The organism is Kosakonia oryzae (assembly GCF_001658025.2).
Classification (GTDB): Bacteria; Pseudomonadota; Gammaproteobacteria; order Enterobacterales; family Enterobacteriaceae; genus Kosakonia; species Kosakonia oryzae.
Genome location: NZ_CP014007.2, coordinates 823,409 through 839,585 on the forward strand (window position 1 = coordinate 823,409; position 16,177 = coordinate 839,585).

Here is a 16,177-nt window from a genome sequence, read left to right on the forward strand (position 1 = left end):
CTGTGATGAAATGAATCCCTTCCCCGCCAGCAGGCGCGGAAGGGATTTTTTTATCAGAATACGTTGAACGGATATTCTGCGTAGAGACGAACTTCATTGCCGCCAATATTGTAATCGCTGGCATTGCCGGAAACGCGCAGTACGGAGTAGCGCACTTTTAGTTTCAGATCTTTCGCCGGACCACTCTGCACCTGGTACTGAAGCTGGTTGAACCATTCATGCTCTTTACCGTTGCTGGTTTCGGCGGTTTTGATGTTGTCGCCGCGCACATAGGCGGTCGTCCAGCTCAGACCCGGTAAGCCGAGACCGGCAAAATCCAGCCCGTAAGACGCCTGCCACGAACGCTCATCTTCACCGTTAAAATCAGACCAGTAGGAGTTCGCCAGCCAGATAGTGTTGCCACCATCGCCAACGCCGCCCACGTTTTTGTAGCTGCCGTAGTGATAGCCGGTGCTGCCGCTGCTCTGTTGGTACGCCAGTTTGAAGGTGTGAATATCCCAAATGTAGCTGGCGGCCAGGCTCCAGATGCTGTTGCTGCGGCCGGTATTCTGGCTATCTGCGTAACCCTGATCCAGACGCGAGTTATAACCGTTGAAATCCAGAACCACCTGCTGACCGGTGCTGAACGGCTGTTTAAAATTCAGACCGAGGTACTGCTTATTCAGTACGTCTTCCACGCGGGATGCATAGAGCGCACCGCTGAACTGATCGTTAAACTGATAGCTGGCACCGCCGAAGCTCAGGCTTTTCAGCCCGGTGTTGTGGCTGTCATCACTTTTACGCTGCTCATCCGTGAAGTAACCGGCGTTCACTTCCAGACCCTCAACCTCTTTCGAGGTCAGCATCGTACCGGTATAGGTTTCGTAGAGTAAACGGGAGCTGTCGGCATTCAGGATGGGCAGTTCCGGGCGCTGGGTACCATAGCTCAGTACGGTATTGGAGATGCGCATTTTGGCGGTCGCACCAAATTTCGCCAGATCGGATTTTGCTTTGCCATCATTATCCTGAGCAAAGAAGTCGATACCGCCTGCGCCGCTGCGGCCACGGCCGCCGTCGAGGCGTACTCCGTATTGCGCAATGCCGTCAACACCAAAACCTACCAATCCCTGAGTGAAGCCGGATTGAAAGGTAGTAATAAATCCCTGCCCCCATTCCGCTTTATTATCTGCGCCGCTGCGATAATCACGATTGATATAAGCATTGCGTAAAAAGAGATCTAAATGACTGTCGTCAATAAAACCCTGGCTGGAGGATTGCTGACTGGCAAATACCGGAGCTGCCAGCATAATACTTAAAGCGAGTAAGGATAATTGTTTTTTCACTGAGGGAACTTCTCTGTCTGTCGAATGCCAAAAGAAACTACTTACTGATTTATAGTTACCTGAAACGATCCCGAAAGCAATTATTGTCTACGCGCGGCAGGCTTGCCATCAGCTTGTCCAGGAAAGTAACAGGGCAGGGGGGTAGATTATTTATTATCTGGACATTTCCCTCTATATAAGTGGGAAAATATGTTCGTAATTGTGCTATGCGAAATAAATTGCTGCGGGATAAATTTTCAAAAAATAATACGCTTGTGTCAGTGTGGTTTATATTTAGCGTTCTGTGCGATTATTTTGGCAATTAATGCGTTTTGTCTGGAGTGAATATTTTTCAGTCTTAGCAAAAAGGGAGGCAATATTGCCTCCCAATGTGATTATTTAATTCCGTCTGCGGCCATGCGATCGCGAATATGCTGCGCACGCTCCGCCGATGCCGGGTGATCGTCAAACATCGAACTCTGCCGACCCTCTTCCATTTTTGCCAGTTTCTCAAAGCTGGTCGCCAGCCCTGCCGGGTTAATGCCGCGTTTGCGCAACAGATCGTAGGAGTAGTCATCCGCTTCGGATTCCTGGCGCTGGGAAAATTGTGAATTGACCAGTTTTTCGCCCAGTGCGCCGAGCTGCGACTGCGACAGGCTGCCGACGATACCGCCTGCCGATGCTGCGGCTGCGCGTATCGCATTAGTGCCCAGCGCCACCTGCATCCCTTTTTTCACATGGCCCAGCGCAACGTGGCCCATTTCGTGACCAATCACCGCTTCAACTTCGTTGTCGGTCATCATATCCATCAGCGCGCTGTAGACGCGGATACAGCCGTTTGCCATGGCAAAAGCATTCACGTCTTTTGCCACGTAAACCTTGTAGTTGACCGGCTGGCCGTTGATGTTATCGCCGAGCGCTGCAGCAATTTTAGTCAGGCGCTGGCTGTAGGTGCTGCTGGCGGGCGCGATGGTTGCTTTGCTGTCCATCTGTTTACAGGCGTCATCGCTTAATGCTTTTACTTGCGCATCGCTCAGCGTATAGGCCTGAAAAGCCTCCGCGCCGGAGCTGAGAAAAGCATTTGAGTCCATATTCTGGCAACCGGCAAGGACGGTTGTTATTCCCAGAGCAAAGAGAAGCGGGCGAATTTTCATTTGTTATTTTCCGTAATGGTTGAGTCAATATGCTGCTAACTACGCCGGCTCAAGACGAACCTGCAGATTGTCAGTATAAGGAAGAGTCAGAGTGCGAGGCGAGGAGATTGCGCAACATGCGAGCGGCTTCCAGAGATTTCTGAATCGGCAAAAGGATGCTCCATGTACATGGCATGCCGCTTGGGTTACATTGTTGGCACTTTTTTCCGGCGTAGCCCAAAACGCGCTGTCGTCAAGTCGTTACGGGAACAGCCCTTAACAGTCCGATCTGGAGTCAAAATGTCATCACGTAAAGAGCTTGCCAATGCTATTCGTGCGCTGAGCATGGACGCGGTACAGAAAGCCAAATCCGGTCACCCGGGTGCCCCGATGGGTATGGCGGACATCGCCGAAGTCCTGTGGCGTGATTTTCTGAACCACAACCCGACGAATCCGGCCTGGGCCGATCGTGACCGCTTTGTGCTGTCCAACGGCCACGGTTCGATGCTGATTTACAGCCTGCTGCACCTCACCGGCTATGACCTGCCGATGTCCGAGCTGCAGAACTTCCGTCAGCTGCACTCGAAAACGCCGGGCCACCCGGAAGTGGGTTACACCGCGGGTGTGGAGACCACTACCGGTCCGCTGGGTCAGGGCATTGCCAACGCCGTGGGCATGGCGATTGCGGAGAAAACCCTTGCGGCGCAGTTCAACCGTCCTGGGCACGACATTGTTGACCACTTCACCTATGCCTTTATGGGTGACGGCTGCATGATGGAAGGCATCTCCCATGAAGCCTGCTCCCTGGCCGGTACGCTGAAACTGGGCAAACTGATTGCGTTCTACGATGACAACGGCATCTCCATCGATGGCCATGTTGAAGGCTGGTTCACCGATGACACCGCGAAACGCTTTGAAGCTTACGGCTGGCATGTAGTGCGCGGCATTGACGGCCACGATGCGGACGCCATCAAACGTGCGGTGGAAGAAGCCCGTGCTGTCACCGATAAACCGTCGCTGCTGATGTGCAAAACCATCATCGGTTTCGGTTCGCCGAACAAAGCCGGTACCCACGATTCCCACGGCGCGCCGCTGGGCGATGCTGAAATCGCCCTGACCCGCGAAGCGCTCGGCTGGAAATACGCGCCGTTTGAAATCCCGTCTGAAATCTATGCGCAGTGGGATGCGAAAGAAGCCGGTCAGGCCAAAGAAGCGGCGTGGAACGACAAATTCGCCGCTTATGCCAAAGCCTTCCCGCAGGAGGCCGCTGAATTTACTCGCCGTATGAAGGGCGAACTGCCGTCTGATTTCGATGCCAAAGCGCAGGCGTTTGTCGAGAAGCTTCAGGCTAACCCGGCGAAAATCGCCAGCCGTAAAGCGTCGCAGAATGCCATTGAAGCCTTCGGCCCGCTGCTGCCGGAATTCCTCGGCGGCTCCGCTGACCTGGCGCCATCCAACCTGACTCTCTGGTCCGGTTCGAAAGCGATTAACGAAGATACTGCCGGTAACTACATTCACTATGGCGTGCGCGAGTTCGGTATGACGGCGATTGCCAACGGTATCTCGCTGCATGGCGGTTTCCTGCCGTACACCTCGACCTTCCTGATGTTCGTCGAATATGCCCGTAATGCGGTGCGTATGGCGGCGCTGATGAAACAGCGCCAGGTGCTGGTTTACACCCACGACTCCATTGGCTTGGGCGAAGACGGCCCGACGCACCAGCCGGTCGAGCAGGTGGCTTCCCTGCGCCTGACCCCGAACGTCAGTACCTGGCGTCCGTGTGACCAGGTGGAATCCGCAGTGGCATGGAAATATGGCGTTGAACGTGCAGACGGTCCGACGGCGCTGATCCTCTCCCGTCAGAACCTGGCGCAGCAGGAGCGTACGGCACAGCAACTGGCAGATGTCGCCCGTGGCGCCTACGTGCTGAAAGAGAGTGCCGGTCAGCCGGAACTGATCCTGATCGCTACCGGCTCCGAAGTGGAACTGGCGGTCGCTGCTTATGAAAAACTGACTGCCGAAGGCGTGAAGGCGCGCGTGGTTTCCATGCCGTCGACCGACACCTTCGACAAACAGGATGCGGCATACCGTGAATCTGTGCTGCCGAAAGCAGTTTCTGCGCGTGTGGCTATCGAAGCCGGCATTGCGGACTTCTGGTACAAATATGTCGGCCTGAACGGCGCGGTAGTGGGCATGACCACCTTCGGCGAATCTGCTCCGGCAGAACTGCTGTTTGAAGAGTTTGGTTTCACCGTTGACAATGTGGTGGCAAAAGCGAAAGCGCTGCTGTAATCACTCTTGCCCGGCGGCGCTTCGCCTGCCGGGCCTGCATCAAAAGTCATTTCGGATGGCGCTTAAGCGTTATCAGGTCTACAAGGTTGCGGAAAATGTAGACCGGATAAGCGAGGCGCCATCTGCTATTCAGCTATCCCCCTAATTTTCTGCTTTCTGACCCAATACTCTCTTCTTAATGACTCGATTAAAACGGCATTGATCCATGCATGAAAAATATACTGGATATGCATCCAGTAAGTTGTATAATAATTCTGCAAATTATCCAGGGTGAATGTGAGTAAGGAGTGAACCTATGATAATTCCTGGTGACAATCTCAATTCTCAGCCAGTGTTGGCAACAATCAGCAGCCGTGAAATTGCAAAATTGACAGGCGTGACGCATGGCGAAGTGAAGCGGATGGTCAAAAGTCTGGAAACCGCGCAGCGGCTCTCCCAGCCGGTGAACGAGCACTCGTACGAGCGAGAAGGCGAGATGCGACAAGAATTTTTGCTTAATAAACGCGACTCATTGCTGACGGTTTCACGCCTCTCACCGGCCTTTACGGCAGAGATGCTCGATCGCTGGCAGGAGAAAGAGAAGCTTATCAGTCTGCCCGATTTTACGAATCCTGCCGCCGCAGCGCGCGCCTGGGCTGAGCAGTATGAAAAGCGTCAGCGAGCGGAAGAGTTGCTTGCTCTCTCAGCGCCAAAGGCGGAGTTCTTTGATCGCTATGTCAGGGTTGAAGAGTCGCTTGGTTTTCGTCAGCTTTGCAAGATGCTGCGCGTGAAAGAGTCTCTGTTCCGCAGCTTTCTGCTTGAGCGCAATATTATGCAGCGTGTAAACGGCGCGTTGATGCCACAGCCGTACCATATTGATGCAGGTTACTTCACCGTCCATGACGGTGTCGGGGAAAACAAACGTAGCTGGTCTCAGGCGCGTTTCACCGCGAAGGGTGTGAAGTGGGTGGCCGATCTGTGGGCTAAACAACTCTCTTCGCTGCCGGTTGAGATGCCGCGCGAAGAACGAGCCGAGCCGAAGGCGCCAGAGCATAGCTGGTTTTAATCAACGTCGGAAAAGGAATTTGCTTTTCTTCATAAACCAATCATGCAGGGACGCTTTGTTGCGCTCATCCTCTTTCTGTCAGTTATTTCCCTCATGAAAGTACTTTCTGGCCGCACTGATTATTCCTGCGAAAATGTGATGCAAGTCAGATTACTGGCGAAACCGTCTGGACAATCATTCCTTTTATTCCTTGTTTCGCTTATTCTAGCTGAAGCGTTTCAGTCGATTAAATGTTCGACAATTAACCAAACAGACGCAGTTTGAGGCAGGCGAGGATTCCCCTTCTGTGGTGGCTGGATTACTCTGTCATCCACTTCAGGCTAGCTAGCCTTGCAGGAGAATTATGACCGTACGCATAGCGATTAATGGTTTCGGTCGCATTGGGCGCAACGTGGTTCGTGCTTTATATGAATCCGGGCGTCGGGCGGAAATCACCGTGGTGGCAATCAATGAACTGGCCGATGCTGTGGGCATGGCGCATTTATTGAAATATGACACCAGCCACGGGCGTTTTGCCTGGGATGTTCGCCAGGAGCGCGAGCAACTGTTTGTGGGCGACGATGTAATTCGCATCCTGCATGAGCGCTCAATTGCGGCGCTGCCGTGGCGCGAACTGGGCGTGGATGTTGTGCTCGACTGTACCGGCGTATACGGCAACCGTGAGGATGGCGAGGCGCATCTGGCGGCGGGCGCGAAAAAAGTGCTCTTTTCCCACCCTGGCAGCCACGATCTCGATGCAACAATTGTTTTCGGGGTCAACCAGGAAACCCTTCGCTCTGAAGACCGTTTGGTCTCTAATGCTTCCTGTACGACAAACTGTATTATTCCGGTCATAAAACTGCTCGACGATGCTTATGGCATTGAGTCGGGAACGGTGACAACTATCCACTCCGCGATGCATGACCAGCAAGTGATCGACGCTTACCACCCCGATCTGCGGCGTACGCGTGCGGCCAGCCAGTCGATCATTCCGGTGGATACCAAACTGGCGGCGGGCATCACGAGAATTTTTCCGCAGTTTAATGACAGATTTGAAGCGATAGCGGTGCGCGTACCGACAATTAACGTGACCGCGATCGATTTGAGCGTAACGGTGAAAAAACCTGTAAAAGCTATGGAAGTCAACATGTTGCTGCAAAAAGCAGCGCGTGGAACATTTCATGGTATAGTTGATTATACGGAATTACCGTTGGTTTCAACCGATTTTAACCACGATCCGCACAGCGCCATTGTTGATGGTACTCAGACGCGGGTCAGTGGTGCGCACCTTATTAAAACCCTTGTGTGGTGCGACAACGAATGGGGCTTTGCTAACCGAATGCTCGACACGACGTTAGCAATGTCGGCTATTGGTTTCAGGTAGGGCGCGACAGCGCTCGCAAAACTTTAAGAATCATTGAGAGGATTCACCATGTCTGTAATTAAGATGACCGATCTGGATCTGGCTGGTAAACGCGTTTTCATCCGTGCTGATCTGAACGTGCCAGTTAAAGATGGCAAAGTCACCAGCGACGCGCGTATCCGTGCTTCCCTGCCAACTATTGAACTGGCGCTGAAGCAGGGTGCGAAAGTGATGGTAACTTCCCACCTGGGTCGTCCGACCGAAGGCGAGTACAACGAAGAATTCTCTCTGCTGCCGGTTGTTAACTATCTGAAAGACAAACTCTCCAACCCGGTTCGTCTGGTTAAAGATTACCTGGACGGCGTTGAAGTTGCTGCTGGTGAACTGGTTGTTCTGGAAAACGTTCGCTTCAACAAAGGCGAGAAGAAAGACGACGAAGCGCTGTCGAAAAAATACGCTGCGCTGTGCGATGTATTCGTTATGGACGCATTCGGTACTGCTCACCGTGCGCAGGCTTCTACTCACGGTATCGGCAAATTCGCTGACGTAGCGTGCGCAGGCCCGCTGCTGGCTGACGAACTGGAAGCGCTGGGTAAAGCGCTGAAAGAACCGGCTCGTCCGATGGTTGCTATTGTCGGCGGTTCTAAAGTTTCCACTAAACTGACCGTTCTGGACTCGCTGTCCAAAATTGCTGACCAGCTGATCGTGGGTGGCGGTATCGCTAACACCTTCGTTGCTGCCCAGGGCCACAACGTAGGTAAATCCCTGTACGAAGCGGATCTGGTTGACGAAGCAAAACGTCTGCTGGGTACTTGCGATATTCCGGTTCCGACTGATGTTCGCGTTGCTACCGAGTTCTCTGAAACCGCAACGGCAACCCTGAAATCCGTCAATGACATCAAAGATGATGAGCAAATTCTGGATCTGGGCGATGCATCTGCAGAAAAACTGGCTGAAATCCTGAAAAATGCCAAAACTATTCTGTGGAATGGTCCGGTTGGCGTGTTTGAATTCCCTAACTTCCGTAAAGGTACTGAAATCGTGGCTAACGCTATCGCCGACAGCGACGCGTTCTCCATCGCAGGCGGTGGTGACACTCTGGCTGCTATCGACCTGTTCGGTATTGCTGACAAGATTTCCTACATCTCTACTGGCGGCGGCGCATTCCTCGAATTCGTGGAAGGCAAAGTTCTGCCTGCAGTAGCCATGCTCGAAGAGCGTGCTAAGAAGTAAAATTGTTCAGGCGGGATAACCCCGCCTGTTTTTCAAAACGATTCAATTGTTGCTCTAACTAATTCGCGCTGCCAGAAGGTGGCGCAGCGAAACTCCAAAAACTCGCCATAGTGAGTCACTGGAGGCGCGAGAGAAGCCAGCGCACTGGCAGCACGAATTATGACGAGCTGAAACGGCCGAAGATACAGGACTACGTACATGTCTAAAATTTTTGATTTCGTAAAACCTGGCGTGATCACTGGTGATGACGTTCAGAAAGTGTTCCAGGTAGCTAAAGAAAACAACTTTGCTCTGCCAGCGGTTAACTGCGTGGGTACTGATTCCATCAACGCCGTTCTGGAAGCTGCTGCCAAAGTTAAAGCACCGGTTATCGTTCAGTTCTCTAACGGCGGTGCTGCGTTTATTGCCGGTAAAGGCGTGAAAACTGATGTGCCTCAGGGTGCAGCAATCCTCGGCGCAATCTCTGGCGCGCATCATGTTCATCAGATGGCAGAACATTACGGCGTTCCGGTTATTCTGCACACTGACCACTGCGCGAAAAAACTGCTGCCGTGGATCGACGGCCTGCTGGACGCGGGTGAAAAACACTTCGCAGCAACCGGTAAACCGCTGTTCTCTTCTCACATGATCGACCTTTCCGAAGAGTCTCTGGAAGAGAACATTGCCATCAGCTCCAAATATCTGGCTCGCATGTCCAAAATGGGCATGACTCTGGAAATCGAACTGGGTTGTACTGGTGGTGAAGAAGATGGCGTGGACAACAGCCATATGGACGCTTCTGCACTGTACACCCAGCCGGAAGACGTTGATTACGCTTACACTGAGCTGAGCAAAATCAGCCCGCGTTTCACCATCGCAGCTTCCTTCGGTAACGTACACGGTGTCTACAAACCGGGTAACGTGAAACTGACCCCGACTATCCTGCGCGATTCTCAGGAATATGTTTCCAAAAAACATAACCTGCCGCACAACAGCCTGAACTTCGTATTCCATGGCGGTTCCGGTTCTACTGCTCAGGAAATCAAAGACTCTGTAAGCTACGGCGTTATCAAAATGAACATTGATACCGACACCCAATGGGCGACCTGGGAAGGTATCCTGAAGTACTACAAAGAAAACGAAGGCTACCTGCAGGGCCAGCTGGGCAACCCGAAAGGCGCTGACCAGCCGAACAAAAAATACTACGATCCGCGTGTATGGCTGCGTGCAGCGCAGACCAGCATGGTGACTCGTCTGGAGCAGGCTTTCAAAGAACTGAATGCAGTAGACGTTCTGTAATCTTCGCTGCTTTATCTGAAAAGGCCCGCAAAATGCGGGCCTTTTTTATTGCCATTTCAATAAGCTGGCGTAGAGCACAAAGTGTGATCTACTTGGCGTAAATGCGGCTTTTTGTTTACCCTTTAGGGATCTCTCCTTGCTTGAAGGGGTGGTTTTCCCATTTTGGAACAACATAAGGAAGCACGAATGGAAGATCTTAACGTTGTTGACAGCATTAACGACGCAGGCTCGTGGCTGGTGAACAATCAGGCGCTGCTGCTGAGCTATGCCGTTAACATTGTGGCGGCTATCGCCATCATTATTGTCGGTATGATTGTGGCGCGTATTGTCTCGAATACGGTAAATCGCGTGATGGTTGCGCGACACATCGACGCCACCGTAGCTGATTTTCTCTCCGCGCTGGTACGCTATGGCATTATTGCCTTTACCCTGATTGCCGCGTTGGGCCGCGTCGGCGTGCAGACGGCCTCGGTGATTGCCGTACTGGGTGCCGCCGGTTTAGCCATCGGTCTGGCGTTGCAGGGGTCACTTTCGAACCTCGCCGCTGGCGTGCTGCTGGTGACTTTCCGCCCGTTCCGTTCGGGGGAATATGTCGATTTGGGCGGCGTTGCCGGAACCGTGTTGCAGGTGCAGATTTTCTCCACCACTATGCGTACGGTGGACGGGCGTATCGTGGTGATCCCAAATGGTAAAATCATTGCCGGAAATATCGTGAACTTCTCTCGTGAGCCGGTACGTCGCAACGAGTTTATTATCGGTGTGGCTTACGATTCTGATATCGACCAGGTAAAACGCATTCTGACTGAAATTATCCAGGCTGATGAACGCATCATCAAAGATCGCGAAATGACGGTGCGTCTGAATGAACTGGGGCCGTCCTCCATTAACTTTGTGGTGCGTGTCTGGAGTAAGAGCAGCGATCTGCAAGCCGTTTACTGGGATGTGCTGGAGCTGATCAAACGTCGCTTTGACGAGAACGGCATCAGCTTCCCGTTCCCGCAGATGGACGTAAACCTCAAACGTTCTCATGAGCAGACAGAGCAGTAAGATATGGGGCCGGCAGCGCCGGCCTTCTTTTTGCTCATCAACATTAGCATTGCTACTTAGCGATTAAAATTATCAATTTCCGCTAATGATGTTCCCGCGCTATAGTCTGCTTCCGAAACAATCTGACGGAATTACGACGTGTTATCTTATTACTTTCAAGGCCTTATGCTTGGGGCCGCGTTGATCCTGCCGCTTGGGCCGCAAAACGCTTTTGTGATGAACCAGGGGATCCGCAGGCAGTATCACATCATGACTGCCTTTTTATGCACGATGAGCGATGTGGTGCTGATCTGCGCTGGCGTGTTTGGCGGCAGCGCGCTGTTGATGCAATCCCCGTGGCTGCTGGCGCTGGTGACCTGGGGCGGTGTGGCGTTTCTGCTATGGTACGGTTTTGGCGCACTGAAAACGGCACTGAGTAGTCATCTCGAACTGGCAAGCGCCGAAGCATTACGCCAGGGGCGCTGGCGTATCATTGCGACCATGCTGGCGGTTACCTGGCTCAACCCGCATGTCTATCTCGACACTTTTGTGGTACTGGGTAGTCTCGGCGGCCAACTGGATGCTGAGCCAAAGCGCTGGTTCGCGCTGGGCACGATGAGCGCTTCTTTCCTGTGGTTTTTCAGCCTTGCGTTGCTCGCCGCCTGGCTTGCTCCTCGTTTGCGCACGGCGAAAGCGCAGCAGCTAATCAACGCTGTGGTTGGGTTGGTAATGTGGTTTATTGCCTTCCAGCTTGCACATGAAGGTATTCATCATGTACAGGGATTATTCAGTTAGGGTAAGTCCGATGGACAATTCACGCTGAGCCGCTAAGCTTGCTGCCAAGGCGTCTGCGTATTCGGACGTATTAACGCAACATGGAGGAGCAACTGTGAAATTTAAAGTGATGGCCCTGGCGGCGGCAGTCGGTTTTAGCGCAATGGCAGTACAGGCAAACGAATTGCCTGACGGCCCGCATATTGTCACCTCAGGCACGGCAAGCGTGGATGCAACTCCGGATATCGCCACGCTGGCGATCGAAGTGAACGTCGCCGCTAAAGACGCCGCATCAGCGAAAAAACAGGCCGATGACCGCGTTGCGCAATACCTGAGTTTCCTTGAGCAAAATGGTATCGCCAGAAAAGACATTAATTCCGCAAACTTACGCACCCAGCCAGATTACGACTACCAGAACGGCAAAAGCATCCTGAAAGGTTATCGCGCTGTGCGTACGGTTGAAGTGACATTGCGCGAGCTGGATAAACTTAACTCACTGCTGGATGGCGCGCTGAAAGCGGGTCTGAATGAGATTCGCTCCGTGTCGTTGGGTGTTGCGCAAGCGGAGTCCTTCAAAGATAAAGCGCGCAAAGCGGCGATTGATGATGCGACCCGTCAGGCGCAGCAGCTGGCAGCCGGTTTTAATGCCAAACTCGGCCCGGTTTACAGCATTCGCTACCATGTTTCTAATTATCAGCCCAGCCCAATGGTGCGGATGATGAAAGCGGATGCCGCGCCGGTTTCCGCACAGGAAACCTACGAGCAGCCGACGATTCAGTTTGACGATCAGGTTGATGTGGTGTTCCAGCTTGAGCCAGCTCAGGCTGAACAGCCGGCAGCAACCGCGGCGAAGTAAGTTGTTCGTCCTCTCCCCGGTCGGGGAGAGGTTCTCTGATCAATCCTGCCTTAATACCCGGTGTCCATACTCCAGCAGCGCATCCGTCACGTTGCGCATCATCCGGCTTTCCGGCGCAAAACGGTGCCAGTAGAGCATACGGCGCTGTAACAGGCCTGGCGTCAGATCGATCAAATCGCCGCTCTTCAACTCTTTTTCGATTTGCAGGTGCGGGATCATACAGCAGGTCGTGCCCTGGCGCGCCAGTTGCACAAACGCTTCTGATGAATTCACGATATGGCAGGGCACGCTGCCCGGCGGTAAATCGAAATACTGCTGCAAAAATGCCTGATGCATATCATCCAGATGGTCGAACGCCACCGCCGGGGCTTTCAGCAGCGCTGAGCGGGTTACGCCATTAGGAAAGTAGCGTTCGGCGAATTCTTTGGAACCGACAAACAGGTAATCCAGTGCGCCAAGTTGATCGACAAGGCAGCTCGGCAGCGCCTGCGGCTGAATACTGACCGCGCCAACCACCTCACCACGACGCAGTCGCTCCTGGGTGCGGGTTTCATCCTCAACCTGCAAGTTCAACCGGATGGGGGAATCCACCAGCACCGGGGCCAGCGCAGGCAGCAGCCAGGTTGCCAGGCTGTCGGCGTTGACCGCCAGCGACAACAGCAGCGGCGTCGAACCCGTTTGCTCATCGCCCAGCCACTCCTCTTCCAGCAGCTCAACCTGACGCAATAGCGCCAGCAGTTTTTGCCCTTGTTCGGTGGGGCGCGGCGGAACAGTACGTACCAGCAATGGCTGGCCGAACATGTTTTCGAGCTGTTTTATGCGCTGCGACACGGCGGACTGAGTAATACACAGTTTTTGCGCGGCGCGCTCAAACCCACGCTCACGAATGACCGCATCAAGCGCCTGTAAGGTTCTGTAGTCCGGACGTTTCATTGCTCGGCCAATCTCCTGAAAAATGATTACTCAGCACTATGACATAAATTTTTATTAGAATCAGACGAAATTGGACGTCGCGTAATGTGACACTGGTCACAGGGACATTTAGGGGAAGGGTGGTCTATAATGCGCCTGAAATTTCACACCACAGGCGAACGACCATGACGCAGGATGAACTCAAAAAAGCAGTGGGCTGGGCAGCACTCAAGTATGTTGAGCCCGGAACCATTGTCGGTGTAGGCACTGGCTCCACTGCGGCGCACTTTATTGATGCGCTCGGCACGATGAAAGGCCAGATCGAAGGTGCGGTTTCCAGTTCGGATGCCTCCACCGCGAAACTGAAAAGCCTTGGCATTACCGTGTTCGATCTCAACGAAGTGGATAAATTGGGTATCTACGTTGATGGCGCGGACGAAATCAACGGCCAGATGCAGATGATCAAAGGCGGCGGCGCAGCGCTGACGCGTGAGAAAATTATCGCCTCGGTAGCGGATAAATTTATCTGTATCGCTGATGCATCCAAGCAGGTTGATATCCTGGGGAAATTCCCGCTGCCGGTGGAGGTTATCCCAATGGCTCGCAGCGCCGTTGCGCGTCAACTGGTGAAGCTGGGCGGTCGTCCGGAATATCGTCAGAACGTTGTCACCGATAACGGCAACGTGATCCTCGACGTTTATGGGATGGAGATCATCGATCCGATTGCGCTGGAAAACAGCATCAATAGCATCCCGGGCGTAGTCACTGTAGGGTTATTCGCCAATCGTGGCGCGGATGTGGCGCTGATCGGCACCGCCGACGGTGTGAAAACCATCATAAAATGATCTGACGGGGAGGCGCTCGCCTCCCTGTAAAAAAACGCGATCGGTAAATTTGGTGATATCTGTCACATTTATCCGCTGGCTATGCACTACCTGCCATCATTCCTCGCTTTAACAGCATTTTTATCTGCCATTTCCCGCTGGATGACATTTCTTCAGAGTGCGCACGCAAACGTTCATATTGCTGCAATAGTTTTTTTTGATATGTTGACTGAAGAAAATTGCATTTCGCACAACATCACAGTCAAGACAAAAAACAGGGTCGGGTAAATGGCAAAGGTATCACTGGAGAAAGACAAGATTAAATTTCTGCTCGTCGAAGGAGTGCACCAGAAAGCGCTGGATAGCCTCCGTGCGGCGGGTTATACCAACATTGAATTCCACAAAGGTGCGCTGGACACCGAGCAGCTTAAAGAGTCCATCCGTGATGCCCACTTTATCGGCCTGCGATCCCGTACTCAACTGACTGAAGATGTTATCGCGGCGGCGGAAAAATTAGTCGCTGTGGGCTGTTTCTGTATTGGTACTAACCAGGTGAATCTGGACGCGGCCGCAAAGCGTGGCATTCCGGTGTTTAATGCGCCGTTCTCCAACACCCGTTCCGTGGCGGAACTGGTTATTGGCGAACTGTTGCTGTTGATGCGTGGTATTCCTGAAGCGAACGCGAAAGCGCACCGTGGTGTCTGGAACAAACTCGCAGTCGGTTCCTACGAAGCGCGCGGTAAAAAACTCGGCATTATCGGCTATGGTCATATCGGTACGCAGTTGGGCATTCTGGCTGAATCGCTGGGGATGCACGTCTTCTTTTATGATATCGAAAGTAAGCTGCCGCTGGGCAACGCCACGCAGGTACAACATCTTTCCGATCTGCTGAACATGAGCGATGTGGTGAGCCTGCATGTGCCGGAAACCCCGTCAACCAAAGATATGATTGGCGTTGAAGAGCTGAAATTGATGAAGCCTGGCGCGCTGCTGATCAACGCTTCTCGCGGCACGGTGGTCGATATTCCGGCGCTATGCGATGCGCTGAAAAGCAAACATCTGGCCGGTGCGGCAATTGACGTCTTCCCGACGGAACCCGCCACCAACAGCGATCCGTTTGATTCCCCGCTGTGCGAATTTGACAACGTGTTGCTGACGCCGCACATCGGCGGTTCAACGCAAGAAGCGCAGGAAAATATCGGTCTTGAAGTAGCCGGTAAACTGATTAAATATTCTGACAACGGTTCTACGCTGTCGGCGGTTAACTTCCCGGAAGTTTCTTTGCCGATGCACGGTGGCCGTCGCTTGCTGCACATCCACGAAAACCGTCCTGGCGTGCTGACTGCACTCAACCAAATCTTCGCCAGCCAGAATATCAACATCGCGGCGCAGTACCTGCAAACAACGCCGTATATGGGTTATGTCGTGGTTGATATCGAAGCGGATGAAGACGTCGCGCAGAAAGCGTTGCAGAGCATGAAAGCGATTCCTGGAACGATTCGCGCCCGTCTGCTGTTCTGATAAGTATTGTGGTTTCCTCTCCCGCAGGGGAGGGGAAACCTGCTACCACTCCCACACTTTTGATGGCGTGATTACCGCAGGCAGCGGAATATCCCACTCTTCCACCGGCAGAGCCTGAACGCCCTGACAGTCATGCGCGTAGCCCACGGGCTGTAAGTTGTAAGTGCGCCAGTTTTGCAGTGTGCGATCGTAAAAACCTCCGCCCATACCTAAACGTTGGCCCTGTTCGTCGAACGCCACCAGCGGCGTAATCAGCACATCAAGCTGATTAAGCGGCAGGACATCGCGCACGTCCAGTTTCGGTTCATGAATCTTCAGGCGATTGATCACCAGTTCACTGTGCGGGTGGTAATGCAGAAAGAGCAGATTGCCCGGGCTAAACGGGTGGAGCACCGGCAGGTAAACCCGTTTTCCGCTGCGCCAGAGCTGTTCAATCAACGGTTGAGTATCCAGTTCACCGTCGAAAGAGAGAAACAATGCCACAGTATGCGCCATCACGACGGGTGGATACGCCATCATGCGCGCGGCTGCCTGCTGGGCAAAATGCGCCTGTTGCTCGCTGCTTAGCGCACGCCTGCGCTGGCGGATAAGTTTGCGGATTTCTTGTCGTGAAGAGGGAAAATCAGGAAGTTGCGTCATG

14 protein-coding genes are annotated in these 16,177 nt (G+C 53.1%); 10 read left to right on the plus strand and 4 right to left on the minus strand.

Features of this window, described 5'->3' with window-relative positions; translation table 11 throughout:
• Nucleotides 1-53: 53 nt before the first annotated feature.
• Both AWR26_RS04050 and loiP read right to left on the minus strand, forming a co-directional pair.
• Entirely contained in the window at nt 54-1,322 is a 1,269-nt protein-coding gene (locus AWR26_RS04050; protein ID WP_064563776.1) for an OprD family outer membrane porin, read from the minus strand.
• Nucleotides 1,323-1,696: 374 nt separating this feature from the next.
• Nucleotides 1,697-2,455, minus strand: coding sequence for a metalloprotease LoiP (loiP, locus tag AWR26_RS04055; protein WP_064563778.1), 759 nt, complete (start codon nt 2,453-2,455; stop codon nt 1,697-1,699).
• A gap of 279 nt (nt 2,456-2,734) precedes the next feature.
• On the opposite strand from loiP, the gene tkt reads away from it, so the two are divergent.
• The 8 genes from tkt (at nt 2,735) to AWR26_RS04095 (ending at nt 12,280) form a co-directional block, all read left to right on the plus strand.
• On the plus strand, nt 2,735-4,726 hold the full coding sequence (gene tkt / locus AWR26_RS04060; protein WP_064563780.1) for a transketolase: 1,992 nt from the start codon (nt 2,735-2,737) through the stop codon (nt 4,724-4,726).
• A gap of 295 nt (nt 4,727-5,021) precedes the next feature.
• Complete coding sequence (locus AWR26_RS04065; protein WP_064563782.1) at nt 5,022-5,771, plus strand: phage antirepressor KilAC domain-containing protein; 750 nt, start codon at nt 5,022-5,024, stop codon at nt 5,769-5,771.
• 343 nt (nt 5,772-6,114) lie between these two features.
• Nucleotides 6,115-7,134, plus strand: coding sequence for an erythrose-4-phosphate dehydrogenase (gene epd, locus AWR26_RS04070; protein WP_064563785.1), 1,020 nt, complete (start codon nt 6,115-6,117; stop codon nt 7,132-7,134).
• A gap of 48 nt (nt 7,135-7,182) precedes the next feature.
• A complete protein-coding gene (gene pgk / locus AWR26_RS04075; protein WP_064563788.1) occupies nt 7,183-8,346 on the plus strand; it encodes a phosphoglycerate kinase in 1,164 nt (387 codons plus the stop codon).
• A 198-nt stretch (nt 8,347-8,544) separates the two neighbouring features.
• Nucleotides 8,545-9,624: a class II fructose-bisphosphate aldolase gene (fbaA, locus tag AWR26_RS04080; protein WP_007370228.1), complete on the plus strand. Its 1,080-nt coding sequence runs from the start codon at nt 8,545-8,547 to the stop codon at nt 9,622-9,624.
• Nucleotides 9,625-9,810: 186 nt separating this feature from the next.
• Nucleotides 9,811-10,671, plus strand: coding sequence for a small-conductance mechanosensitive channel MscS (gene mscS, locus AWR26_RS04085; protein WP_007370229.1), 861 nt, complete (start codon nt 9,811-9,813; stop codon nt 10,669-10,671).
• Between the two features lie 138 nt (nt 10,672-10,809).
• On the plus strand, nt 10,810-11,445 hold the full coding sequence (gene argO, locus AWR26_RS04090; protein ID WP_064563790.1) for an arginine exporter ArgO: 636 nt from the start codon (nt 10,810-10,812) through the stop codon (nt 11,443-11,445).
• Between the two features lie 94 nt (nt 11,446-11,539).
• Nucleotides 11,540-12,280: an oxidative stress defense protein gene (locus AWR26_RS04095; RefSeq protein WP_064563792.1), complete on the plus strand. Its 741-nt coding sequence runs from the start codon at nt 11,540-11,542 to the stop codon at nt 12,278-12,280.
• A gap of 39 nt (nt 12,281-12,319) precedes the next feature.
• Here the strand turns inward: AWR26_RS04095 and argP are convergent, their stop codons facing one another.
• Nucleotides 12,320-13,213: a DNA-binding transcriptional regulator ArgP gene (argP, locus tag AWR26_RS04100; protein ID WP_064563794.1), complete on the minus strand. Its 894-nt coding sequence runs from the start codon at nt 13,211-13,213 to the stop codon at nt 12,320-12,322.
• A gap of 164 nt (nt 13,214-13,377) precedes the next feature.
• Between argP and rpiA the strand changes: the two genes are divergently transcribed.
• Nucleotides 13,378-14,037 (plus strand): ribose-5-phosphate isomerase RpiA, encoded by a 660-nt coding sequence (rpiA, locus tag AWR26_RS04105; protein ID WP_064563796.1) that lies wholly within the window; start codon nt 13,378-13,380, stop codon nt 14,035-14,037.
• A 267-nt stretch (nt 14,038-14,304) separates the two neighbouring features.
• The gene (gene serA / locus AWR26_RS04110; protein WP_043956642.1) at nt 14,305-15,537 is read left to right on the plus strand and encodes a phosphoglycerate dehydrogenase; all 1,233 of its coding nucleotides are present in this window, start codon (nt 14,305-14,307) and stop codon (nt 15,535-15,537) included.
• Nucleotides 15,538-15,579: 42 nt separating this feature from the next.
• On the opposite strand, the gene AWR26_RS04115 is transcribed toward serA, so the two are convergent.
• A complete protein-coding gene (locus AWR26_RS04115; RefSeq protein ID WP_064563798.1) occupies nt 15,580-16,176 on the minus strand; it encodes a 5-formyltetrahydrofolate cyclo-ligase in 597 nt (198 codons plus the stop codon).
• Between the last annotated feature and the right edge of the window lies 1 nt (nt 16,177).